The organism is Leptolyngbya sp. FACHB-60, from assembly GCF_014695775.1.
In the GTDB taxonomy this organism is placed as follows: Bacteria; Cyanobacteriota; Cyanobacteriia; order Phormidesmidales; family Phormidesmidaceae; genus Nodosilinea.
Map to the genome: position 1 here is coordinate 52,268 of NZ_JACJOX010000020.1, position 21,696 is coordinate 73,963.

Sequence of the window (21,696 nt, forward strand, 5' to 3'; positions counted from 1 at the left end):
GGAGTCCCATGTCTGTCATCCGCGCTCTGCATCAACAGTTGGTCAGCAAAGAACGCTCTGCGGTGGAGATTACCCAGAGCTACCTCGACCAAATTGCAGCCCTGGAACCCCAAATCCGCAGCTACCTGACGGTGACTGGTGACCAAGCCCTGGCTCAGGCGGCCCAGGTTGACGCTCGCATCGCTGCTGGGGAAGATATTGGCTTGCTAACTGGCATTCCCATTGCTTTGAAGGACAACCTCTGCACCCAGGGAGTCCGCACCACCTGCGGGTCGAAGATTCTCGAAAATTTTGTGCCGCCCTACGAGTCAACAGTGACCGGAAAATTGCGGGACGCGGGGGCGATCGCCCTGGGCAAAACCAACCTTGACGAGTTTGCCATGGGCAGCTCCACCGAAAACTCGGCCTACCAGATCACCGGCAACCCCTGGGATGTGACCCGGGTGCCGGGCGGTTCCTCGGGTGGCTCTGCCGCTGCCGTAGCCGCTGGGGAATGCGCTGTGGCGCTGGGCTCAGATACTGGGGGTTCTATCCGCCAGCCCGCTTCATTTTGCGGCGTGGTTGGGTTGAAGCCCACCTATGGGCTGGTCTCGCGGTTTGGCCTAGTGGCCTATGCCTCTTCGCTCGACCAGATCGGCCCGCTGTCCCGCACAGTGGAAGATGCGGCGCTGCTGCTCCAGGGCATTGCCGGTCACGATCCCAAAGACTCCACCAGTCTGGATGTGAAGGTGCCCGACTACACCCAATCCCTCAAGACCGACCTCAAGGGTCGCAAGGTCGGCATCATCACCGAAACCTTTGCCGCCGAGGGCATTGACCCCGCCGTTAGAACTGCCACCGAGAAGGCCATTCAGCAGCTCAAGGAGCTTGGGGCTGAGATTCAAGAGATCTCCTGCCCTCGCTTTCCCTACGGTCTGCCCACCTACTACATCATCGCGCCGTCGGAAGCCTCCTCGAACTTAGCCCGCTATGACGGGGTTAAGTATGGCGTTCGCAACAACAACGACAGTCTGATGTCGATGTACACCAAAACCCGCGCCGAGGGCTTTGGGGCCGAGGTGAAGCGGCGCATCATGATCGGCACCTACGCTCTGTCTGCGGGCTACTACGACGCTTACTATCTCAAGGCCCAAAAGGTGCGCACCCTGATCAAGCAAGACTTTGAGGCCGCCTTTGGTCAAGTAGATGTGCTGGTGTGCCCCACGGCACCCACCACCGCTTTCAAAGCGGGCGAAAAGGTAGACGACCCCCTCAGCATGTATCTGTCTGACCTAATGACGATTCCGGTGAACCTGGCGGGGCTGCCGGGGCTCAGCCTGCCCTGCGGCTTTGACGACCAGGGGCTGCCCATTGGGCTACAACTGATTGGCAATGCCCTGCGCGAAGATCTGCTGTTTGAGGTGGGCTATGCCTATGAGCAGGCTACGGAGTGGCACCAGCGGGTGCCATAGCCTTGCTGGGTCAAATGAACTGGGCGAAGCAGCGTTGAGTTAGTGAGCAGCCCTTCTGGTTTGGGGCTTTTGACAGCTGTGTCTGGGGCAATGCGGGTCTATCCTGCCAACTGCTGAAAAATCGTCACAGGGGAGTAGGGGGAAGCGGGGCAAATACCCCATAATAGGCAGCAAGCAAGGGGCAAAGTTCTGTCAACCGTCACTGGTTCTCAACACCCATCCGCTTACTCACCTACTTCTTTCCTTCATTTCCATGCCCATTGTCAAATTTCTCTTTGGTGTTCTGGGCATTGCAGGGGTCATTTATCTTTCGCTGTGTGCCTGGCTGTGGTTTGCCCAACGGCGGCTGATGTATTTGCCCTGTCCGGCTATGGGCGTGACTCCGGATGCGTTTGGCGTAGTCTACGAAGATGTTTGGATGCCGACGGATGGGGGCGGGCAGCTGCACGGCTGGTGGCTGCCGGCGAGCTCGGGCAACGACCTCACCATTTTGTATCTTCACGGCAATGCTGGCAATGTTTCTAGCAATTTGGGCAAGGCGCTGCAGCTGCGATCGCTAGGTGCCTCTGTGCTGACCATCGACTACCGTGGCTACGGCCAAAGTTCTGGTCCCTTCCCTACCGAGCAGCGACTCTACGAAGACGCTCTGGCAGCCTGGCGATTTTTGCAGGTTGAGCAAGGCGTCATGCCTCAACAATTAGTCATCTATGGCCATTCCCTCGGCGGGGCGATCGGCATTGAGCTAGCTAGCTATGTGCCCCAGCTGGCGGGGCTGGTGGTCGAAGCGTCGTTCACTTCCATGGCCGACATGGCGACCCTCTCACAGTACAATCGCTGGTTTCCGGTGCGTCAGCTGCTCACCCAGCGATTTGAGTCGATCGCCAAGGTCAATCGCCTCAAGGTGCCCACCCTTTACCTGCATGGCCTAGCGGATGCCTCAGTTCCGGCTATGATGAGCGAGGCACTCTACCAGGCTACGGGTGGGCCAAAATCTCTATGGTTGGTGCCCGATGCCGACCACAACGACTTGCCTGACTGGGCGGGCGACGAGTTTGATCAACGTTTACGCCAGTTTTTGCAAGATCATGTGTTGGTCAAGCACTGACGACCGCTCTGCAAAGCTCGCGTGAATCCCGCTGTGAGGGTTGCAAGCGCCCGCACTGAATTTGCTATCGTTAGCGCTAACAGAGCGATCGCCTTGACCCTGGGCGATCGCTTTTGAATAGGGCTGCTTGCCAAGCTGGCGCAGGCCCACAGCTCCGCTAGCTCATACCTAAATTCTGCTCCTAGGAGCATCACCCTATAAAAATCTCTATGGCCCGCCTTTCTACTGAACTGAACCGCTATTTTTTTGAAGAGGTCGACACTCCCCAAGTCAGCCTCAAAGAAATTTTGACCCTGGCTGGAGAACGCACCTTTGGCTTTTTGTTTGTAGTGCTGGCGTTGCCATCGGCTCTGCCCATACCGGCCCCCGGCTACTCCACTCCCTTCGGCATTGTGATGTTTCTGCTGGCGGTGCAACTCATTGCCGGGCGCACCCGCCCCTGGATGCCCGAAAAGTGGAACCACAAGCAGTTCGATTTGATTTCGGTGCAAAAAATTGTCAAGGCGGGTATCCCTTGGCTGCGGCGGCTGGAAGCGGTTTCGCGACCTCGCTTGACGCCCGTCTGCACTAGTCTGCCAGGGCGCACGGTTTTGGGCATTGCGATCGCGCTCATGGCTATTTCCATGATGATCCCTATTCCGGGCACCAATACCCTGCCCGCCATGGGTATTTTTGTGACTGGCTTTGGCCTGCTCGACGACGACGGTGCCATTAGTCTGGGTGGGCTGGTGCTGTGTGTGATGGGCGGCATTCTCACTACGCTGATCTTGACCTTTGGCTATGAAGCTGTCAAAGCCGGTATAGACTTCATCCGCAGCGGCGGACTCTAACTCAGAACCTCACCTCATCCACCATCCCTGGCCTCATCCACTCACTGCCAGCGTCAGCGTCCAGCTCAGCAGCCTGCCCGTAGCTCCAGGGACATGATCCACAGCCCGCAGCCGCCAAGTTCCCTGGGTGGCCTGGCCAATGAATCGCATGAGTACGGGGGTTGTTTGCAATGAATAGGTCGTACGCAGCTTGGTTTGGCGACCTAGGCTGCGTCCTTGGATGAGAACTGTGCTGCCGTTGGGAGCAATCAGGGTCAGGCTGATATCCCCCAGGAACTCGTGCTCAGCGCTGATCTCGACCTGCACGTCGGTTACCGTGCCGGTGGCGGTCACGGCCACGCTGCTCTCCACCCCACTGGGCTGGTTGTCGGGTATGCCCTGGGCGGTTTGGTTTTGCTGCTGCACGACCCGGCCCACCTGCCGCCCCGCCCAAGCCCGCCGCTGGGCCTCGCGCACTGCTGCCGCCGCATTGACCTTGCCGTAGCCAAACCACTGGGAGTGGCCGTTGGCGTTGTAGGTGCCGTGTTGAAGGCCGAGCTGGGGGTCGGGGGTGCGATCGACAATCTTGTCGGCGGTGGCCTGCAAAATTTCGCGCACCTGCCGAGCCGTCAGACTGGGGTTCACCGAGAGCATCAGCCCCGCCACCCCCGCTACCACCGGGCAGGAGCTAGAGGTGCCGCCAAAGGTATTGGTGTAGTCTTCACCGGAGTAGCCGGCGGCCTGGGTGCGATCGCTCGTCACCATGCCCCGCCCCGGCTGATGGCCGAGCGGCGGCCCAGTTTGCACATTGCCCACTTGGGGCAGGGTCATATTGGGCGGCGCGTTGTTGCTAGGGGCCGCCACGGCGATATGTTCGCCCCAGTTGCTGTAGGCGGCCTTGGTGCCCAGGCTGGTCGAGGCTGACACCGCAATCACATCGGGGTGAATGGCAAACCCGCTCAGCCACCGCGTGGGGCCGGTGAGAGCGTTGTTGGGCCACTGGGTTTCGTTAACGGTGCCGCTGACGGGGCGGTTGGCATTGCCCGCCGAAAAGACAATGACGCAACCCTTGCCGTTGCGTCCGGTGGTGGCGGCCCGAGTCAGCGCATGGGTCTGCCGCAGGGTGAGGGGAAAGTAGTTCGCCGCCGGTGACCAGCTACAGACGATCACAGCGGCCCCCCGGCGTGCCGCCTCATTAAACAGTTGCTCGATCGCCCCGTCATCGATAAAGCCCGTGGTGCGAATCGGCAAAAAGGCGCAGCCAGGGGCCACTCCAACGATGCCAGTGGTATTTTCTTCGCCAATGGCTAGTCCGGCAACGGCGGTGCCGTGGTTTTCGTTCTGCTTAGCGGGCAGAGGCAGGGCATCTTTGTCTTGCAGATCTAACGGTGCTACCAGCTTGCCCACCCCCTGGAGATCGGGATGGTTGAGGTCAAACCCGTCATCGCTGACGGCAATCACCACCGACCTGGACCCCCGAGTAATATCCCACGCGGCTTCTGCTGAGATGTGTGACCCTAGGGCTAAGCTGGTGCCACCGTTGTGAAACAGGTGCCACTGCTGGGGGTAGCGATCGTCCGTAGGGCGGTAAAGGCTACCGGTTTCTATAGACAAGTTAGGCTCCGCCGCCAGCACTATCTCTAGGGCCATCAGCCGATTGGCGATTTTGATCGGGTTTTCGATCGCCGCTGAGGTAACCCGCACCACAAAGGTGTTGGGCATGCCCTCTAGCAGTTTTTCGATGGTAATGCCCAAGCTCCCCAGAATGGCGTCAATGGTGTCAGTGGTCGTGTCGGGGGCAAACTGCACCGTGAGCTGGTCGGTCAGATAGACCCAGGTTTGAGGGCTATCGACCAAACGATACACATGGCTGGCAAAGCGCACCATCGGGTCTTGGCGGGCAGTGGTCAGGGCTGCTTCCAGACTCTTTTCAGCCATCTGCCACTCCACCAGTTGTCCTCCAGCCACCGGATGCACTGCCAAAGGGTTCAGGCGCTGTTGCAGTGGTGCTAAGGCCGTGGCGGCTGTGAGACGAGTCGTGAAACGGGTGGGCACTTTTTCGAGCAGCAGCTCTTCGCCGCCGCGCTGCAAGATCTCTCCTCGAAAATCGCTGCGAGGGCCATTGCGGGGCAAACGAGCATCAGAGGAAAATCCGGTCATCGATTTAACGGGCTCCGACGGGAACTTTTGGTCGCTAGAGCAGTCTGTGACCTGGCTGTGGCGCTAATTTGTAGCACTAGGACAGTTGCCTGGCTGGGCCAAATTTCGGTACTGCGCCATACCGAGATGATAAGATACCTCAGTGTTTTTCTGTTTAGTTGTCTCGCCCTGCTCGTTGTCCCTCACTGCGTTTTACTCTATGGTCGTTTTCACCCGTTTTCTGCGTCAGTCTTGGGGCGGTTGCGCCGCCGCTGCCCTATCTATTGCCCTGGTTGCAGGGGGATCTGGGGTGGTCCTGGCCCAGGAGGCTAGTGGCTCTGACCCAGCGCGGCCTCTAAACCAGGCCAGCAGCTCCCTCAGCATTGTTTCGGGGCAGCAGTTGATGACCGAGGCCAGTGCCGCGATCTCTGACCAAAACTTTCCGCTGGCTGAAGAAAAGCTCAAGGCGGCGAGAGATAGTTTCAACCAAATCTCGACCTACTACCAAGAGCTGGCGCAGATGTTTGTCGGTGTCGACACCCAGATCAACCGCAGCAACCGAGAAAAAGCGCTTGAAACCGCTCAGTTGCGCGATCAGGCTACCTATCAGCTGGCGCTGGTCTATCGCTCGCAAAACCAGGCCAATGAGGCGGTACCCCTGCTGATGGAAATTCTACGCAGCCAGCAGCCCACTCGCGATCTGGGCCAGCGGGCCTACCAGCAGCTGTTTGAACTGGGCTTTGTCGATGAACCCTACAATGGTCGGGCGGCAACCACCCCAGCCGCGCCTGCTGAGCCAGCCGGGGCGGCTGAGCCGACCGAATAGGCGATCGCCCCTCTCTCCTTCTCAGGCAGCTATAGCTAGATTCAATACCCCCCGGTTAGCGACTGGGGGTTGCACCTGGCAATATGGTCTTAGGGGATTTGAGTACCCCAGCTACCCATCCCACAAGGAAACTGTTCATGATTACTCCCGACCAGGTCAGCACCATGATCAAGGCTGGCCTTCCCGACGCCGATGTGCAGGTGCAAGATTTAACCGGCGGCGGTGACCATTACCAGGTGGTTGTGGTTTCGTCGCAGTTTGCGGGGCGCAGCCTGGTGCAGCAGCATCAGCTCGTATACGGGGCGGTGCGCGAAGCCATGTCCTCCGAGGCTATTCATGCGCTAGCCTTAAAGACTTACACCCCAGAAGATTGGGCTGCTCAAAGCGCCTGAACCTGGTCATCGCTTTGCCTTAATCGTTTATTCCGTTCTGTAAGGGTATTGACGCTATGGATTCGGCAACTAAAGAAAGACTCGATCAGCTGGTTCAGAACAACACCGTCGTGGTGTTTATGAAGGGCAATAAGCTCATGCCCCAGTGTGGCTTCTCCAATAACGTTGTGCAAATTCTCAACGTGCTGGGTGCTCCCTTTGAGACCGTCGATGTGCTGGCTGACTCAGACATTCGTCAGGGCATCAAGGAATATTCCAACTGGCCCACCATTCCCCAGGTGTACATCAACGGTGAGTTTGTCGGCGGTTCCGACATTCTGATTGAGCTGTACCAAAACGGCAAGCTCCAGGAGATGGTTGAGATTGCCCTGGCCTCTTAGGGATTTGGGGTAGAGTTAAAAACTCAGTTTAGCTTTGCGAGCAACTCCGCTCCGCCTCTGATGAACGAAGGTCGAGCGGAGTTGTTGATCTGGCAGATGGCTACGTCAAGGTGAAGCGTTGCCCAAAGTCTCACGCGTATAGATGGCACCTAGGCCAAGCGATCGCATTAACCTAAGCGGTAAAGTTGTTACCAACCTATGCAAACCCAGGTCATTTAGGATGGCTAGGGTAAACTCGCCCCTCGCATTGCGTTATGCCCCCAGCCATGCCGACTGCCTTTCAGCAGCGTCTCGATCAATCTGCCATCACGCGCCCGATGGTGCGGCTGTGGCTACTGGCCGCCAGCCTGATTGCCCTAGACGGGTTTGATTTCTTTATCATTGGGGTCGCCTTACCGTTTTTGCAGCGTGACTTAGACCTCAGTCCAGCGGCGGTTGGGGCTGTGGCGGCAGCGGCGGTGGCCGGGTCGCTGCTGGGCTCTCTGTTCCTGGGGCCGCTCACTGACAAACTGGGTCGCCAGCCCATGCTGATTGCCGATGTCATTCTATTTGTGGTGGCTACCGCTGGCACCGCCCTAGCCTGGAACCTGGCTTCGCTACTGGTCTTTCGGGTATTGGTTGGGGTGGCGATCGGGGCCGACTATCCCATTAGCGTGGCTTACATTGTTGAAAACGTGCCCACGCGCCACCGCGACCAGCTCGTGATTGGAGCGTTCTCGTTTCAGGCGGTAGGGGCGTTGCTAGGGGCGCTAGTGGGCATCGCCATCCTGTATGGATTTTCTGTAGGTTATCCAGGTGATGAGCAGATGGCTATTCACTATGCCTGGCGCTGGATGCTGGGGGTAGGGGTAGTGCTAGCGCTAGGGGTAGCTCTGGCCCGCCTGGCGGTTTCTCTGGAAAGCCCAGCTTATTTGTTGTCCCAAGGCAACTATGAAGCGGCCTCTGCGATGGCCTCTGAATTGCTAGAGGAGCCTATAACTCTAAAGCCCGATCGCCCTTCAGGGCCGGTCTTTGACCATCGCGGTTCACCAGACGGCCCGCCTCGGCTCCGCTATCGAGACCTATTTGGGCCGACCTACCGTCGCCAAACGCTTCTGGCTTCGGTGCCATGGTTCCTGCAAGATATTGCTACCTACGGCGTGGGCATTTTTACCCCGGTTATTTTGGGTGTTTTAGTCTTTGGCGGAGCTTCTGATCTGGTGGCGCAGACCCTCGCCTCGGCCAAGGGCTCGGCGCTGGTCGATATTTTCTTAATCCTCGGCTTTTTGCTAGCAGTGCTGCTGGTCAAGCGGCTGGGGCCGATTGTGCTGCAAATCGTTGGGTTTTTGGGTATGGCCTTGGGGTTAGGGCTGCTGGCGGCCTCGACGGGGTTGCCAGCCGAGAGCCCCGCGGCGATGGGGCTGATTTTTGGCGGCTTTCTGCTGTTTAACCTGTTGATGAATGCTGGCCCCAATGCCACGACCTTTCTACTGTCGGGGGCAGTGTTTCCTGCTGCGATTCGAGCCAGCGGGGCCGGGTTATCGGCAGCCTTTGCTAAAGCCGGGGCAGTGTTAGGTACCTTTGGGCTGCCGGTTCTACAGCAGGCTCTAGGGTTGGCCTCAACGCTGGGGCTGTTGGCCGTGTTGTGCGGCGTGGCTGCCCTGGTGACCTTTATCTACCGTCGGGAAGCATCACAACTGCGGCTGTTGGGTGATGGAGCGATCGCCGACTCCGCGCCTAAGTGATTGCTTTGGTGGTAGCGGGGTGGCTCTGAGCATTGCTGAGGCCTCGGTGGCGGGCATGGGTTTAGCCCAGTAGTAGCCCTGGCCAAACTCACAGCCCAGCGATCGTAGCGCTAACCCCTGCTCCTGGGTTTCAATGCCCTCGGCAATCAGGTCCATTCCCAACGTGTGGCCTAGACCGATGATGGTGCGCACGATCTCGTGGTCTTCACGACTGTCTCCCATATTGCGGATAAACGACTGATCGACCTTCAGCGTATCAATGGGAAATCGTCGTAGGTAGCTCAGCGACGAGTAACCCGTGCCAAAGTCATCCATCCCCAGTTTGCAGCCCAGGGCTTTCAGCCCCAGCATCAGATCGATGGCGGTCTCAACGTCGCCCATCACCATACTCTCAGTAATTTCAAGCTTGAGGCTGCGCCCGTCGAGGTTGGTCTCCTGCAAGATTTGTCCCAACTGGTCGGCTAGATGGGGCTGCTCAAACTGCCGCCCCGATAGGTTGACGCTAACGATCAAGGGATGGTCAGGAAAATCTTGCTGCCACTGACGGGCTTGGCGGCAGGCGGTGCGGCAGATCCACTCGCCTAGGGGCAAAATCAGCCCCGTCTCCTCTGCCAGCGGAATAAACCGCACCGGCGGCACAAACCCCTGGCGAGGATGCTGCCAGCGAACCAGCGCCTCAAACCCGGCTATGTGCCCTGTTTCTAGCTCAACAATCGGCTGGTAGTGGAGCACAAACTCCTGGTGGGCGATGCCGTGGCGCATCTCGGTTTCAAGGGTGAACTGATCGGTGGCGCTGGCCATGCTGGCGGCAAACACTTGGTAGCGGGCCTGGCCATGGCGCTGGGCGCGATACATAGCCGTTTGGGCATCGCGTAGCAGGTTCTCGGCGGTATAACCCTGCTGCGGTTGCGGTACCACGATGCCAATGCTGGCCGTCATGGCAATGTCTTGACCGTTGAGGCTAAAAGGCTCGCCCAGCGCCTGCTGAATTCTGTTGGCGAGGCTGCTCAAAAAGTCCTGGTCGCTCTGTCGCAGGGCTAGGGCAAAGTCATCGCTATTTACCCGGCCCAGCTGAGCCGTGCGAGGAATGGCCTGTCGCAGACGACTAACCATCATCATCACTAGGCGATCGCCCGTGGTCTGCCCCAGACTGGCGTTGACCTGCTTAAAGCGATCAAACCCCACCACCATAATGCCCGGCGGGTTGGGGTGTTGCCGCCCGGCCAGGGGCGACAGATGCCGGTTCAGAGCATTGAGCCAGGCTCGACGGTTGAGCAGCCCCGTGAGCAGATCGCGGCTGTGGGTATAAAACAGCCGATGGGCCATGGTTGCCCCCAGGCCCAGGGAGAACCCGATCGAGGGTTCCACCACTGGAATCCAGAGCGTGTGGAGAAAGAGCCCCCAACCAGAGGCATAGAGTAAGCCCAGCGCGGCCAGACTGCTTAAACCCAATCCCAAAGGATGGCCAAACTGCCAGGCCAGTATCCCCCCGACGATCGCCCAGCCCCATAGCCATAGCACCTCTCCCCAAGGCGGCCAAAAGCTAAAGGCTGAGCGCTGTTGTAGGGCGATGTCTAGCAGATGGCTAATGATTTGGGCATGAACGACTACTCCGGGGGCGTTAAAGGTCGCAACGTCAATGCTGTAGGGGGTGTACATCATGTCTTTAAGGCTGGGCGCGTCTGTGCCAATGACCACAATGCGATCGCGAATCTGGGCTGGGTCTATCGCCCCTTCCATCAGCTGGCTCCAGGTCACTACCGGCGCTGGGCTGTAGCGGCTGCGGTAGTTGAGCAACGTTTGATAACCGTTAGTATCGGCCTGCTGGTAGCCCCCATCGTTAGTCTTTAAAGGCAAAATTGGCACCTGCCCCAGCCACAGCGCCCCCGCATCGTAGTGAAATGCTTTACCCATGGTCGCCAGATAGCGCAGGCTGGTCCGCAGCGCAAAGGAGTAGTAGGTCTGGTCGTCTCTGGCTACAAACAACAAACTGCGCCGCAACACCCCATCTTCGTCAAGGGTAAAGTCATTGAAGCCAATGCGATCGGGGGGAACCTCCGGCGGTGCGGCAATCCCGTCAATGATGTTAGTGATGGCTACCAAGTTCTCGGCTTGCAGCGCCGACTTTAGGGCCACGTTTCCCGGCAGGTGAGGTAAATCGCGGTAGAGATCTAGGCCTATCACTCGCGGGCTGTGGTGCTGAATCTGAGCTAGGCCCTCGGCCAAGACCTGATCGCTGAACGGCCAACCGTAGCGATGCAGATCGGTCTCGCTAATGCCGACAATTAGCAGACGGCTGTCGGCAGCGAGGTCAACTCGCCGCTGCATGAATTGATCAAATACTTTGAGTTCCAGCGGCTCTAGCCAGCCGAGGAACCCAAGGCCCAGCAGCAGTATTGTTGTCAAAATGCTGGTCAGCAGAATTGATCGCCCCGCCGCCCGCAGGCGATTGGGTATCGGTAAGAGCGTCGGCCATCGGCGGGGGAACTTCATGGCCAGTGGCTACTGCACAACGGTAGCGAGATCGAGAGTTTCTATTAGACGACTCCACTGGGCTTGGACGAGTGGGTTGTCAGGATGGGCCTGATGTAGCTCTACCAGCAGCGCGATCGCATCGCTCCACAGCCCTTGGGTCTGATAGGTTTCAACCAAGCCAAGCTGACTGTCTACTAAGGTTGTATTGGCAGGCGCAGGAGTGGGCTGTACCCGGCGCAGCCAGCCCTCTAGCACCACGTTCTGCGACAGGTCGCGGGGATTGCAGGCCACCACAAAGTACCAGTGATAATCTTGGTCAGTAGCGATTAGATCGGCGGGCAGATGAACCCCAACGATCGGTTCAGTACCAGCGACCACGGTGGTCTCGTACAGCCGATTCTCGTCAGCATCGTGAAGAATAAACTGACCGTGGTAGGGCGCTGCTGCTGTTGGTACAGAAAAGTAGAGTGAGGGGCGATCGCTGGCCGTCACCCCCAAGTTGCTCGTGGGGGTTAGCGCGGCTAGCGATCGGCTGTTAATGGCGCAGTCGCCACGGGTGCCGCCACCCACCCGACGGCCTGGAAAGGCACCGCGATCGCTGCCGCTAGGCTGCGCTAGCCCTGGTGACCCTACAAACATAGCCAGCCCCAGCGCCATGGCCAATGCCAGTAAAAATCTTGGTCGAGTGACGGTGCCCATGGTGAAAAAACTCTGATTTAGTCTAGTGACGGTCTTTTTCAAGGTAGTGATGTTTGATAGGGGAAAAGAACCGTGATACTACCGAGGACAGGCCTGAAGGCCTTAAGTTTTGGTGAATGCTAATTAGGCCTCGCTCAAGCCCATCACTACCACGGGCTGCTGATTAAGCTGAACCCAGCCCAGTAGTAGGGAGAGGATAGATCGGCTCCGGTGCTGGTTTGTAAATTAGTGGGCACTGGCACGGCCCCTCGCGATCGCAGCAGGCGATCGCCCTCAAACCGAGCCTCACCCCGCAGCATGGCTAGCTGGGCCTGACGCAGGGCTTCGGCCTTAGTCGTGGTTTGACCCAAATGAGCGTAAAACTCATTCATGAGCGCTAGGGTGCCTGCGTCATCCACATTCCACAGGCTAGCCAGAGCCGACTTCACCCCCGACTGTAGGGCTAACCCCGCAAAGCCCAGCTCGGCCTCATCGTCGCCCATCGCCGTCCGGCAGGCGCTAAGTACCAGCAGCTCTAGCGCGGGTGAGTTCCAGTTCATGTGGCGCATATTCTCCAGGCTTAGCTGGCTATTCCAAAGCTGAATGTAGGAGTTGCTGGGGGCACCGGGCTCAAACACCGCATGGGTGGCTAAATGCACCACCGTAGGCGCTTGGGCTCGCAGCCACAGACGCAGATTAGGCAGGGTGAAGCCCTGATTGAGGAACGATCGCCCTTGCCAACTTTCCCCTACTGGCCTGGCCCTGCGCAGCTCTAGCAAAATACTGGCGAGTTCGGTGGGTACTGCTGGCAGCGGCTCCTGGGTATCAAACTCAGAGGCTCCCATGGCCAGAATGTTGCCGGGACGCAGCGCGGTGTAGTCCGTCTGAATCAGATTAAACGCGGGAATGCGGGTCAGGCTATATTTCTCAATCAAAAACTGCTCGCCGTCGTGGAGCGCCGCCAGGGGCAGCCCTCGTACCCCATCACCTAGGCAAAAGAGCAGCGTGTCAATACCTTCTGCTGCTAAGAACTCGGCTTCGTAGGGTTCGATGATCCACTGGTAGAGCTTCTGAGCCGCAGGCCGAGTGCGGCGAGGCACTACACTGCTAGTTTCGAGCGCAAAGTCGTTGACTGCCGCGCGCAGTAGGTCGTCGGGTACGTCGTAGAGATCACGCACAATGGGCTGACCCCTGGCCGTGAGCAGCACCAGATGCAGATGGTCGCCTCGGGGCATGACCCACAGCACAGCGGGATTGCTGCCAGTCTCTGCCCCCAGGCGGGCCAGGGTCGCGGCGATTTGGTCAGGCCCCTGGGTGACTGCCACAGGGTCGTTGCCAAAATAGCCGGCAAAGTCTTGCTCTAGACCCTGCTCCATGGCCAGCACCTTTTCGTTCAAGGTCTGGGCGCTAGCGGGCAGGATGCTGAGGGTTGCGATCGCCAACGCTATTCCCCAGGTGGCTAGCTGAGGCAATGTTTTCTGCTGAGCTGAAATAGCCTGGGGCGATCGCTGGCGAAAACTCACAAACACAAGCGTACTCTCAATGCAGGTTGGTTAGCGCCGGGCGCTATGGCCAAGAGTGCCCACGGGTAGAGAGGTACTTCCGCTCAAAATAAGTGAGTTAGCGAATAATTTATACCGAGCTGCTGAGAGCTCCCTCAGCTAGCTGTCATGGCTGAAGCGGCTGCTTCTTCACTCTCGGGAGCGATTTCTTCAAAGCGAATTACGTCTTGACGGGGGCTAGCATGGCTGACCCGCACCTGAAACTGCTCGCCTAGGGCTACAGCCCGGTTGAAGCGCATAGCTAGCTCTAGGCCCAAATCTTCCACCATGATTAGCCCCAGCCCTTCGTCTTCCCGCAGCCAGCGCAGCAGCATCACATCCCAGGATTCGTCTTGGTGGCGACGCAGGTATTCTAAAGCCCAGTAGCGTTTGGTCTGGCGCTCGACCAGGGTGGCTTCGTAGGCAGCAGAGCTAGCGCCAATGGCCAACTCGGTCACCTCTGTGGAGGAAAAAGGCAGAGGTTCGCCCCGCAGGTGGGCTTTGAGCTGAAAGTGGGTCACTAAGTCGAGGTAGCGCCGAATGGGAGACGTGACCTGACTATAGCTGTCTAACCCTAGGGTGGCATGGCGGCTGGGGGTGATACCGACCTCACTGCGAGTCATGCAGCGGCGAATGGCCGAGTCGCGCACCCAGCCCGTAGGTAGCTGGATCAGTTCTTCATCCGAAGGCAGCTCGGGCTGGGGCTGGCTGCGAAAGGGAATCGCCAGGGCGTGGGTTTGCCCGTAGCGAGCCGCCACTTCTCCCGCCAAGATCATCATTTCGGCTACCATTTGCCGGGCCGTAGAGTCGTTGAAAACTTCGATGACAATGTCGTCTTCGGTCTCAGACACCTTGATGCTCGACTCGGGCATGTTGATACTGATTGCCCCCTGGGTGAGCCGCCACTGGCCCCGCACCTTGGCCCAATGGGCTAGCCCTTGCAACTCGGGCTCGGCAGTAATGCCCAGCTCCAGCATTTCATCGACATCGTCGTAGGTAAGCCGGTAGGTCGGACGAATCAGGGTCGGGTGAATTTGATAATCTTGAATATCGCCGTCGGCCGTGAGGGTGATGCCAAAGCTGAGGGCACAGCAGGTTTGACCCTGAATCAGACTCATTGCCCCGGTTGCTAACTCCATGGGGAACATGGGAATCATGCCGGTGGGCAGATAAATTGTCGTGCAGCGGCGACGGGCCTCGAGATCTAAATCATCGCCGGGCATGAGCCAGCGGGTGGGGTCGGCGATATGAATCCACAGGCGCTGGGTGCCGTCGTCCAGAGTCTCTAAGCTCAGGCCATCATCAATTTCTTGGGTGCTAGCGTCGTCTACGGTATAGGCCTTGAGGTGGGTGAGGTCTACCCGGTGGGTATCGGGGTCAGGCGGCGGAGACTGAAGACGCTGCTGCGCCATGGTAAGGGTTTCCTCAGAAAAGTGACCGGGAATTTGGCTGCGCCTGAGGGCCAGGTTTTCGTGAACGCTCCACAGTCCCAGTGCCACTAGGCTATCAAATGCACCCGCCGCTGTTGGGTTAACACCCAAAGCACTAAGAATTTCTACGGCCTGGGTGCGCTGGCTCGACTCGTCACCCAACAGCGCTAGGCGCTCAAGAATTTCGAGGCGAGGGCGATCGCTCTTCTCCCACTCAACCGGTTCTCCCGCCATGGCCTGACGAGCTTTGGTGATAAACGATTCCCACTCTTGCTGACGTTGGGTTTCGCGCTCGAGTTGCCGCTGCAACTCGTCAACTTGGGCAGCAGGGCGGGGTTCGTAGCGATCGCCCTTCTGCTTAAAGAAAATCTTGTCTTCCACTAGCAATCGGTGGGCTGCGTAGCAAAAGGTGGGACTTTGGTCAGAGAACAGTAGCTCTGCCAAAGCAGCCGGGTCAGCAAACTCCCCAGCCTCGGCGAAAAACTCCCAGGCAATCTCTAAGCTGGAAGGATCAATATATGACCCGGCCTCTGCTGCAAAGGGAGCAATGTCAGCGGGGTTATAGGTGTTGCCGCTGACCTCATAGGTGAGATCGCGGGGATGAAGGGTGTAAGCTTGACCTCGCTCGTCGATCACTACCCAGTTTTTTTTGCCCTCAGGGCGATCGACAACCCCTAGACGGGGTTGCCCCTGGTGCTTAAATTCGACTAGCGTTCCTTTATCAACCAAGCCAACACCCTAGCGATCATCATCCCTAGCCTAGCCTAGCCTTCCCCATTCACATAGGGCAGCAGGGCGATAATCCGCGCCCGCTTGATGGCAGTGGTGAGTGCCCGCTGTTGTTTAGCGGTCAAGCCAGTGATGCGACGGGGCAAAATTTTGCCACGCTCGGTGATGAACTTACGAAGCAGATCGACATCTTTGTAGTCGATCGGGTCTTCGGGCTTGATTGGAGATACTCGACGACGAAAATAGGCCATGGGTGCTAATTACTTGATTTCTTTGTGGATAGAGTGCTTGTTGCAGTGGGTGCAGAACTTTTTGAGTTCAATGCGGTTGGTCGTGTTACGACGGTTTTTTTGGGTGGTGTAGCGAGATACACCGTTAGAGCGCTTGTCGGGGTTGGTCCGACATTCGGTGCACTCTAGGGTTATGACGAGGCGGACGCCTTTAGCCATGACTGTTTACCTGAAAATAGGGCGGGCAAAAATGAAGACACAGCCTTCTATTATTTCACAGCCCGTCAAGATCGCCAACATCAATTTTGATGGGATCAGGGCAAACGCCTACTCGCAGAGAAGGCATACAACTTTGGCATCCCACCTCACGTCCTACTCGCAGTGGGCAAACTCTGGGCAATACCGCACCAGCCCTCGGCAGTTCTGTAACGCCCCCGGCTCTAGTTCCAGCACCCGAAACGCGCCTTCTGGCACAGTGTATTCGCACCGCAGCGCGCTCTCTTCAGCAGGAGTGAAGCCAAACCGAGTGTAAAACTGTGGATCGCCTAGCACAACAACCGTCCTGCTGCCCCTCTGACGGCAGTGCTCTACCCCCTGGCGGATCAGCTGTGACCCAATTCCCTGATGCTGGTGGTCTGGCCGTACCGCTACTGGCCCTAAGCCTAAAACCATTAGGTTCTTTGCATTGACATCCTCAAGGGTGACCGGACTGAAGAAGATGTGGCCCACGATCGCATCCCCCACCGCCGCCACTAGAGACAGCGTATGGGGCAAACCCCGCAGCCGATTGACCAGTTTTGCCTCATGCTCGCGGCCAAAGGCGATCGCATTGACCTGATAAATCGACTCAATATCCGCTGGGTGCTCAGCTCGAATCATCATTTCGCGGCGCGTGAGGCGTGGTCTAGTGAGCAGGGGTCAAGAGTATTCAGCTAAAAACTTGTTTAAATCGACAAAGGTGGCAGCATGGGTGGTGATGGGCTCTTCGTAGCCTTTCAGCTCGACGGTAAAGTGCTTAAAGCAGGGGTCATCTACCCCGGACCTTTGCAGGTATTTATAGGTGGTTTCGCCAATGGCGATATCTAGGCCCAGGGACTTGGTTGCAGACTCTAAGCGAAAGGCCGCGTTGACGGTGTCGCCCAGGGCAGTGTAGTCGGGGCGATCGCCGCTGCCGGTATTGCCGACCATGGCGTAGCCCGTGTTAATGCCGGCCCCAATGCGTAGGGGAAACGGCAGCGGAAACTGCTCATGGAGCTGGCTCGTCATTTCAGCCAGGGTGCTAACGGCCTGCAAAATCTTGATCATGCTGGCCTGGTCGGCCCCCTCGGGCCCATGGATCCACACTGTCATTACCGCATCGCCGATGTATTTATCGACCCAGCTACCGTATTGGCCAATAATTTCTCCGGCGCGGCGAAACCAGGTACCGATGGCCTCAGAGAGAATCTTTTCGTCAATCTGGCGGGTCAGTACGGTGAAGTCGCGAATGTCGACTACCATCACCGAAATGAGCTGCCGCACGTGAAGCATAGCTGTAGCGGTAGCATTCTGACCGTGAACTCCACCCATGGGCGCATCTGACGCCGCTGCGGCCTCTTCAGGTGAGAAAAATCGCAGTTCGGTCTGGCCAAAGGTGAGCAGGTCGCCGTCGTGGAGAATGACCGGCACGCTGACCCGACGTCCGTTGACAAAGGTGCCGTTGCGGCTGCCCAGGTCGATAAGGTAAAACCGTCCGCTATCAGCCTCCTGGAGCATGGCGTGGTTGCGCGAGATCCAGCGGTCGGGCAGCACAAAGTTATTGTCGTCGCCACGCCCTACCGTCCAATAGCTGCCACCCGCTAAGGAAAGCTGGCGATCGCCGGAGCCTGTTTTAAGCGCAAGGTAGGGGCCAGGTGAAGTCACAACGGTACTATGAGGGCACTAAATAATGGCAATTGAGCACGACTGCACTAGAACTTAAGCTGCGATCGCGGCAGACAACCCCAAACTTCCCTGAGCTGCCCCCATTATGCCAGAGATGCAAACCTGGTACCTAATCTAGGCCAGCGCCGCCGTCAGGAAAAACAAACCGTCAACCACCAGCGTGCTAAACACGGCTCCCCCAAAGGCCCACCAGGCCAGCTGTCGAGAGGTACTGAGGGCAATCGCCGTTGCCACGAGCAAAAACAACACCAAAATTATGGCTCGGCAGGCTGCCACATCCGTTTGCAAGGTAGCGCTAGCTGCCCGCAGCACCAAGGGAGCCGCGTCTGGGCTGGTCAGCATCAGCTGTCGCCAGGTGGGAAACAAGTGCATCCAGTTGATGTACAAGTCTGTGACTGCTGTGCCCAACAGCGACCCTAAAAAGAAATAGCTGCCCACTCGGCCCCAGCCCTGACACAGGCAAACTAAGGCGATCGGCAAACCTAGAGCCTCAATTGGTAAGTGAACAACCGGATCCCAGCGAAACCAGCCCCAGTAGAGCGAGCCCGTCAGCCAAATCCATCCAAAGCCAACAATTAAGTCACCCCAGAGGCTCCAGCGAGAGCGCTGCATCATCCATGCCCCCAGTACTAGCCACAGGGGAGTAATCGCCAAGCTCACCCAAGGAAAATAGCGAACCAGAGGAGCCTGAACAAACACCGGCAAAATTACCAGTCCCAGCGCTGCCCCAAAGACCTTAATTTGAAGACCTGACCGTGCTACCCAACCCTGAACTAGGGCCAGCCACGTCAACATCCCTTTGTTTGAAGCAGAACTGTAGGAAAGACTCAATGTAGACTCAACGTAATTATGAGTGTTTGATTAATCATTATTAACATAACATGCCCCTGGGGGGGATAGGGTAGCCCAAGCCGCGATCAGACCAGTATTAAGGTTGTCTTTAGATTAAGGCTGTCTCTAAGTTCATACTTAAACCGGTCAGGTGTTAAATGTGAACGAAGAATCTGAATCCTCAGCACTGTATGCTTGGCCGCTCCATAGAATGGTCAAGGTAAAGCTAGTTGGAGGAAAGTAACGCCAAGTTGGGAGGCTACCCATAAAAATAGTGTACTTATTTTAAGTGTTTGGGGAAGTATCCCAGGGAGGAAGCAGAGTCATGCTGAGCTCATCCTTCCAGTTGCCAGCTGCGCCATGGCAGAAACTGCCCAGGCTTCCCGATCGCCTTTAGCAGGTGCCTCCGGCTAGCAAACTAGATTTGCAACGCTATATCATCCACAGACTATGGTTACTCCTCTATGAATAGTGTGTTCCTCAACCTAGTAGCTACGGCAGCTCAAGTAGGCAGCGGCGCAACTACGCCTGCTGCGGAAACGATGAACCTGTTCCAAGCCATCGTGATTGGCATTGTGCAGGGACTAACGGAATTTTTACCCATCAGCAGCACGGCCCACGTCAAGATGATACCCGTGGTGCTGGGCTGGGGCGACCCAGGGGTGGCGTTTACCGCAGTCATCCAGTTAGGCAGCATCGCGGCCATTCTCTACTACTTTTGGGATGACCTGCGCCAGGTAACGATGGGCATGGTCAAGGCCACCATGACTCGACAGTTTGACTCTTCGGAGTTTCGCCTGGGATTGGGCATTTTGCTAGGCACCATCCCCATCGTGGTGTGTGGCCTCTTGATCAAAGTGTTCATCCCAGATTTTGACAATTCACCACTGCGCAGTGCCTCCACCATTGCCATGGTGTCTATTTTGATGGCCCTGGTCCTGGCTGCTGCCGAGATGGTGGGCCACCACAAGCGCACCTTTGAGGCGCTCACTTTAAAGGATGGCGTGACCATGGGCTTTGCCCAAGCTCTAGCGCTGATCCCCGGTGTGTCGAGGTCGGGGTCTACTCTCACCGCTGGCCTGTTTATGGGGTTAGAGCGATCGACAGCGGCCCGGTTCTCCTTTTTGCTGGGGGTGCCTGCTATTACGCTATCGGGGTTAGTAGAGCTGAAGGGACTTCTGGAAAGTGGGTTTGGGGCGGCTGGCCCCGTGCCGTTGATCGGCGGTATTGTGGCGGCGGTGGTGTCGTCTTATCTGGCAATTTTTTGGCTGATTCGCTTTTTGAAGCAGCACAGCACTTGGGTATTTGTGTGGTACCGTCTAGCCTTCGGAGCAGCCATTCTGCTGGCGTTGGCTACCGGAAAAATGCAAAACATCTAATATAGGAAGGCACATTTTGCTTCTCCAAGGCTTTCTTTAGCTATGGCTGCCTCGGCTATTCGCCCTGCTCGCATTACCCGCGTGCTGCCCGACTCTATTGCAGATGAGATTGGGTTTGAACCCGGCGATGCCCTAGTGGCCATCAATGGCCAGAAACCTCGCGATTTAATCGACTATCGCTTTCTCTGTGCTGACGAAGACCTAACCTTAGAGGTGCTAGACACCCGAGGCAAGAGCCACCACATTGATATCGAAAAAGAGATCGATGACGATCTGGGCCTGGAGTTTGACACAGCCCTTTTTGATGGGCTGATGCAGTGCAACAACGCCTGCCCCTTTTGCTTTATCGATCAGCAACCCCCCGGCAAGCGCGGCACGCTTTACCTCAAAGACGATGACTACCGCCTGAGCTTTCTCTACGGCAGCTATCTGACTCTCACGAACCTGCTACCGCAGGAGTGGGAGCGTATTGCCCAAATGCGGCTATCGCCCCTGTACGTGTCGGTGCATGCGACGGAGGCGGAGGTGCGATCGCGCCTGCTCAAAAACCCCCGAGCTGGCCAAATTCTCGATCAGCTGGCCTGGTTCCGTGACCAGCGCTTGCAGATTCACGCTCAGGTGGTGGTTTGTCCCGGCATCAACGATGGCGCTCACCTAGACACCACCCTGCACGATTTAGCCCGTTTTCACGAAGGCGAAGTGCCGGCAGTAGCGTCAGCGGCCGTGGTGCCCGTCGGTCTCACCCGGTTTCGCCCCAATGACGAGCTTACGCCGGTGACCCAGGCCCAGGCCCAGCAGGCGATCGCCCAGGTGCAAGCCTTTCAGCAGGACTGCCAGCGGCGGTTTGGCACAAATTTTGTTTGGCTGGCCGACGAGTGGTTTTTAATTGCCCAGCAAGAGGTGCCCGACGAGAGTCACTACGAAGACTACCCTCAACTGGGCAACGGGGTGGGGTCGATTCGTCAGTTTCTTAGAGAATTTCAGCAGTCAGCTGACGACTACTTGCCAGAGGCCGTCAGCCCACCGCGCACTCTGACCTGGGTCGTGGGCAATGCGGTAGAGCATGCCTTTCAGCCCATCGTCGATCGCCTCAACACCGTCCAAGGTCTGACAGTTCACCTAGCCGTCTTAGCTAGCGACTATTGGGGACGAGAGATGACGGTAACGGGGTTGCTGACCGGCCACGATCTGCTGCTGGGGTTGCACACTTCGCCTGATGCTCAACCACCGACGCGAAACGAGCCTGCATCTCCGCATCGTCCCCTAGGCGATGCCCTACTGCTGCCGACGGTTATGCTCAAGCCCAGCGATTCGGGCCAAGCCCAAGACACTCTGTTTTTAGACGACCTCAGCGTCGCCGAAATCAGCCAGCGCCTTGGCTGCCCAGTGATTCCTATAGATGACACCGATGCCTTGGTACAGGCCTGCTGCGGCGCTCTACCTGACCACAGCTTCGCTGACTTACAGCCCGCTGCGGGCTATTGGACACCGTCGTGATTGTACTAAACCGTTTAGTTTGTTAAGCTTGTGACTGAAAATTTCGTGGGCGATCCTTCCCCCTATCGAGATAGTTTGGTCTCTATGGGAGGATAGATCTGGCTTCGGCGGGTCTAACTTTGGTTAATGCCGATATGCTAAAAAACTGTGGCAGAAA

19 protein-coding genes are annotated in these 21,696 nt (G+C 57.5%); 9 read left to right on the top strand and 10 right to left on the bottom strand.

The genetic code is table 11. The annotated features are described in order from the left end of the window. The first annotated feature begins 8 nt into the window (after positions 1-8). The 3 genes from gatA (at position 9) to H6F57_RS07180 (ending at position 3,386) form a co-directional block, all read left to right on the top strand. On the top strand, positions 9-1,451 hold the full coding sequence (gatA, locus tag H6F57_RS07170; RefSeq protein ID WP_190625595.1) for an Asp-tRNA(Asn)/Glu-tRNA(Gln) amidotransferase subunit GatA: 1,443 nt from the start codon (positions 9-11) through the stop codon (positions 1,449-1,451). A gap of 253 nt (positions 1,452-1,704) precedes the next feature. Continuing rightward, positions 1,705-2,556 (top strand): alpha/beta fold hydrolase, encoded by an 852-nt coding sequence (locus H6F57_RS07175; RefSeq protein WP_199289586.1) that lies wholly within the window; start codon positions 1,705-1,707, stop codon positions 2,554-2,556. A gap of 209 nt (positions 2,557-2,765) precedes the next feature. Beyond that, entirely contained in the window at positions 2,766-3,386 is a 621-nt protein-coding gene (locus tag H6F57_RS07180; protein ID WP_190625596.1) for an exopolysaccharide biosynthesis protein, read from the top strand. A 33-nt stretch (positions 3,387-3,419) separates the two neighbouring features. Here H6F57_RS07180 and H6F57_RS27935 read toward each other — a convergent pair whose 3' ends face one another. After that, entirely contained in the window at positions 3,420-5,525 is a 2,106-nt protein-coding gene (locus tag H6F57_RS27935) for a S8 family serine peptidase (protein ID WP_190625597.1), read from the bottom strand. A gap of 199 nt (positions 5,526-5,724) precedes the next feature. On the opposite strand from H6F57_RS27935, the gene H6F57_RS07190 reads away from it, so the two are divergent. From H6F57_RS07190 to H6F57_RS07205, 4 genes are all read left to right on the top strand, one after another. After that, positions 5,725-6,330, top strand: a complete 606-nt coding sequence (locus H6F57_RS07190; protein WP_190625598.1) for a hypothetical protein — start codon at positions 5,725-5,727, stop codon at positions 6,328-6,330. Between the two features lie 137 nt (positions 6,331-6,467). Next, positions 6,468-6,722 carry a BolA family transcriptional regulator gene (locus H6F57_RS07195; protein WP_073610311.1) on the top strand — a complete coding sequence of 85 codons (255 nt, stop codon included), beginning with the start codon at positions 6,468-6,470 and terminating at the stop codon, positions 6,720-6,722. 56 nt (positions 6,723-6,778) lie between these two features. Next, positions 6,779-7,102: a Grx4 family monothiol glutaredoxin gene (gene grxD / locus H6F57_RS07200; RefSeq protein WP_190625599.1), complete on the top strand. Its 324-nt coding sequence runs from the start codon at positions 6,779-6,781 to the stop codon at positions 7,100-7,102. Between the two features lie 266 nt (positions 7,103-7,368). Continuing rightward, the gene (locus H6F57_RS07205; RefSeq protein WP_242024800.1) at positions 7,369-8,826 is read left to right on the top strand and encodes an MFS transporter; all 1,458 of its coding nucleotides are present in this window, start codon (positions 7,369-7,371) and stop codon (positions 8,824-8,826) included. Here the strand turns inward: H6F57_RS07205 and H6F57_RS07210 are convergent. From H6F57_RS07210 to H6F57_RS07250, 9 genes are all read right to left on the bottom strand, one after another. Beyond that, a complete protein-coding gene (locus H6F57_RS07210) occupies positions 8,773-11,319 on the bottom strand; it encodes an EAL domain-containing protein (protein ID WP_190625601.1) in 2,547 nt (848 codons plus the stop codon). The two genes, H6F57_RS07205 and H6F57_RS07210, sit on opposite strands and share 54 nt — an antisense overlap. Positions 11,320-11,328: 9 nt before the next feature. After that, positions 11,329-12,000, bottom strand: a complete 672-nt coding sequence (locus H6F57_RS07215) for a DUF928 domain-containing protein (RefSeq protein ID WP_190625602.1) — start codon at positions 11,998-12,000, stop codon at positions 11,329-11,331. 146 nt (positions 12,001-12,146) lie between these two features. Then, complete coding sequence (locus H6F57_RS07220) at positions 12,147-13,508, bottom strand: CHAT domain-containing protein (RefSeq protein ID WP_190625603.1); 1,362 nt, start codon at positions 13,506-13,508, stop codon at positions 12,147-12,149. A gap of 128 nt (positions 13,509-13,636) precedes the next feature. After that, a complete protein-coding gene (locus H6F57_RS07225; protein ID WP_190625604.1) occupies positions 13,637-15,679 on the bottom strand; it encodes a ribonuclease R family protein in 2,043 nt (680 codons plus the stop codon). Between the two features lie 35 nt (positions 15,680-15,714). Next, the gene (rpsR, locus tag H6F57_RS07230) at positions 15,715-15,930 is read right to left on the bottom strand and encodes a 30S ribosomal protein S18 (protein WP_073610307.1); all 216 of its coding nucleotides are present in this window, start codon (positions 15,928-15,930) and stop codon (positions 15,715-15,717) included. Positions 15,931-15,939: 9 nt separating this feature from the next. Next, positions 15,940-16,128, bottom strand: coding sequence for a 50S ribosomal protein L33 (gene rpmG, locus H6F57_RS07235; protein ID WP_190625605.1), 189 nt, complete (start codon positions 16,126-16,128; stop codon positions 15,940-15,942). Positions 16,129-16,281: 153 nt separating this feature from the next. After that, positions 16,282-16,791, bottom strand: coding sequence for an N-acetyltransferase (locus H6F57_RS07240; RefSeq protein WP_190625606.1), 510 nt, complete (start codon positions 16,789-16,791; stop codon positions 16,282-16,284). 36 nt (positions 16,792-16,827) lie between these two features. Continuing rightward, positions 16,828-17,811 (bottom strand): adenylate/guanylate cyclase domain-containing protein, encoded by a 984-nt coding sequence (locus H6F57_RS07245; RefSeq protein WP_190625607.1) that lies wholly within the window; start codon positions 17,809-17,811, stop codon positions 16,828-16,830. Between the two features lie 135 nt (positions 17,812-17,946). Further along, positions 17,947-18,627: a DUF3120 domain-containing protein gene (locus H6F57_RS07250; protein ID WP_190625608.1), complete on the bottom strand. Its 681-nt coding sequence runs from the start codon at positions 18,625-18,627 to the stop codon at positions 17,947-17,949. Positions 18,628-19,205: 578 nt separating this feature from the next. Here H6F57_RS07250 and H6F57_RS07255 point away from each other — a divergent pair. Both H6F57_RS07255 and H6F57_RS07260 read left to right on the top strand, forming a co-directional pair. After that, positions 19,206-20,042: an undecaprenyl-diphosphate phosphatase gene (locus H6F57_RS07255; RefSeq protein ID WP_190625721.1), complete on the top strand. Its 837-nt coding sequence runs from the start codon at positions 19,206-19,208 to the stop codon at positions 20,040-20,042. A 42-nt stretch (positions 20,043-20,084) separates the two neighbouring features. Continuing rightward, the gene (locus H6F57_RS07260; protein WP_190625609.1) at positions 20,085-21,539 is read left to right on the top strand and encodes a TIGR03279 family radical SAM protein; all 1,455 of its coding nucleotides are present in this window, start codon (positions 20,085-20,087) and stop codon (positions 21,537-21,539) included. Positions 21,540-21,696 lie beyond the last annotated feature (157 nt).

Coding starts and splice junctions, on each gene's coding strand:
- gatA (WP_190625595.1), top strand. CDS start 9: ATGTCTGTCATCCGCGCTCTGCATCAACAGTTGGTCAGCAAAGAACGC.
- H6F57_RS07175 (WP_199289586.1), top strand. CDS start 1,705: ATGCCCATTGTCAAATTTCTCTTTGGTGTTCTGGGCATTGCAGGGGTC.
- H6F57_RS07180 (WP_190625596.1), top strand. CDS start 2,766: ATGGCCCGCCTTTCTACTGAACTGAACCGCTATTTTTTTGAAGAGGTC.
- H6F57_RS27935 (WP_190625597.1), bottom strand. CDS start 5,525: ATGACCGGATTTTCCTCTGATGCTCGTTTGCCCCGCAATGGCCCTCGC.
- H6F57_RS07190 (WP_190625598.1), top strand. CDS start 5,725: ATGGTCGTTTTCACCCGTTTTCTGCGTCAGTCTTGGGGCGGTTGCGCC.
- H6F57_RS07195 (WP_073610311.1), top strand. CDS start 6,468: ATGATTACTCCCGACCAGGTCAGCACCATGATCAAGGCTGGCCTTCCC.
- grxD (WP_190625599.1), top strand. CDS start 6,779: ATGGATTCGGCAACTAAAGAAAGACTCGATCAGCTGGTTCAGAACAAC.
- H6F57_RS07205 (WP_242024800.1), top strand. CDS start 7,369: ATGCCGACTGCCTTTCAGCAGCGTCTCGATCAATCTGCCATCACGCGC.
- H6F57_RS07210 (WP_190625601.1), bottom strand. CDS start 11,319: ATGAAGTTCCCCCGCCGATGGCCGACGCTCTTACCGATACCCAATCGC.
- H6F57_RS07215 (WP_190625602.1), bottom strand. CDS start 12,000: ATGGGCACCGTCACTCGACCAAGATTTTTACTGGCATTGGCCATGGCG.
- rpsR (WP_073610307.1), bottom strand. CDS start 15,930: ATGGCCTATTTTCGTCGTCGAGTATCTCCAATCAAGCCCGAAGACCCG.
- rpmG (WP_190625605.1), bottom strand. CDS start 16,128: ATGGCTAAAGGCGTCCGCCTCGTCATAACCCTAGAGTGCACCGAATGT.
- H6F57_RS07240 (WP_190625606.1), bottom strand. CDS start 16,791: ATGATGATTCGAGCTGAGCACCCAGCGGATATTGAGTCGATTTATCAG.
- H6F57_RS07250 (WP_190625608.1), bottom strand. CDS start 18,627: ATGTTGACGTGGCTGGCCCTAGTTCAGGGTTGGGTAGCACGGTCAGGT.
- H6F57_RS07255 (WP_190625721.1), top strand. CDS start 19,206: ATGAACCTGTTCCAAGCCATCGTGATTGGCATTGTGCAGGGACTAACG.
- H6F57_RS07260 (WP_190625609.1), top strand. CDS start 20,085: ATGGCTGCCTCGGCTATTCGCCCTGCTCGCATTACCCGCGTGCTGCCC.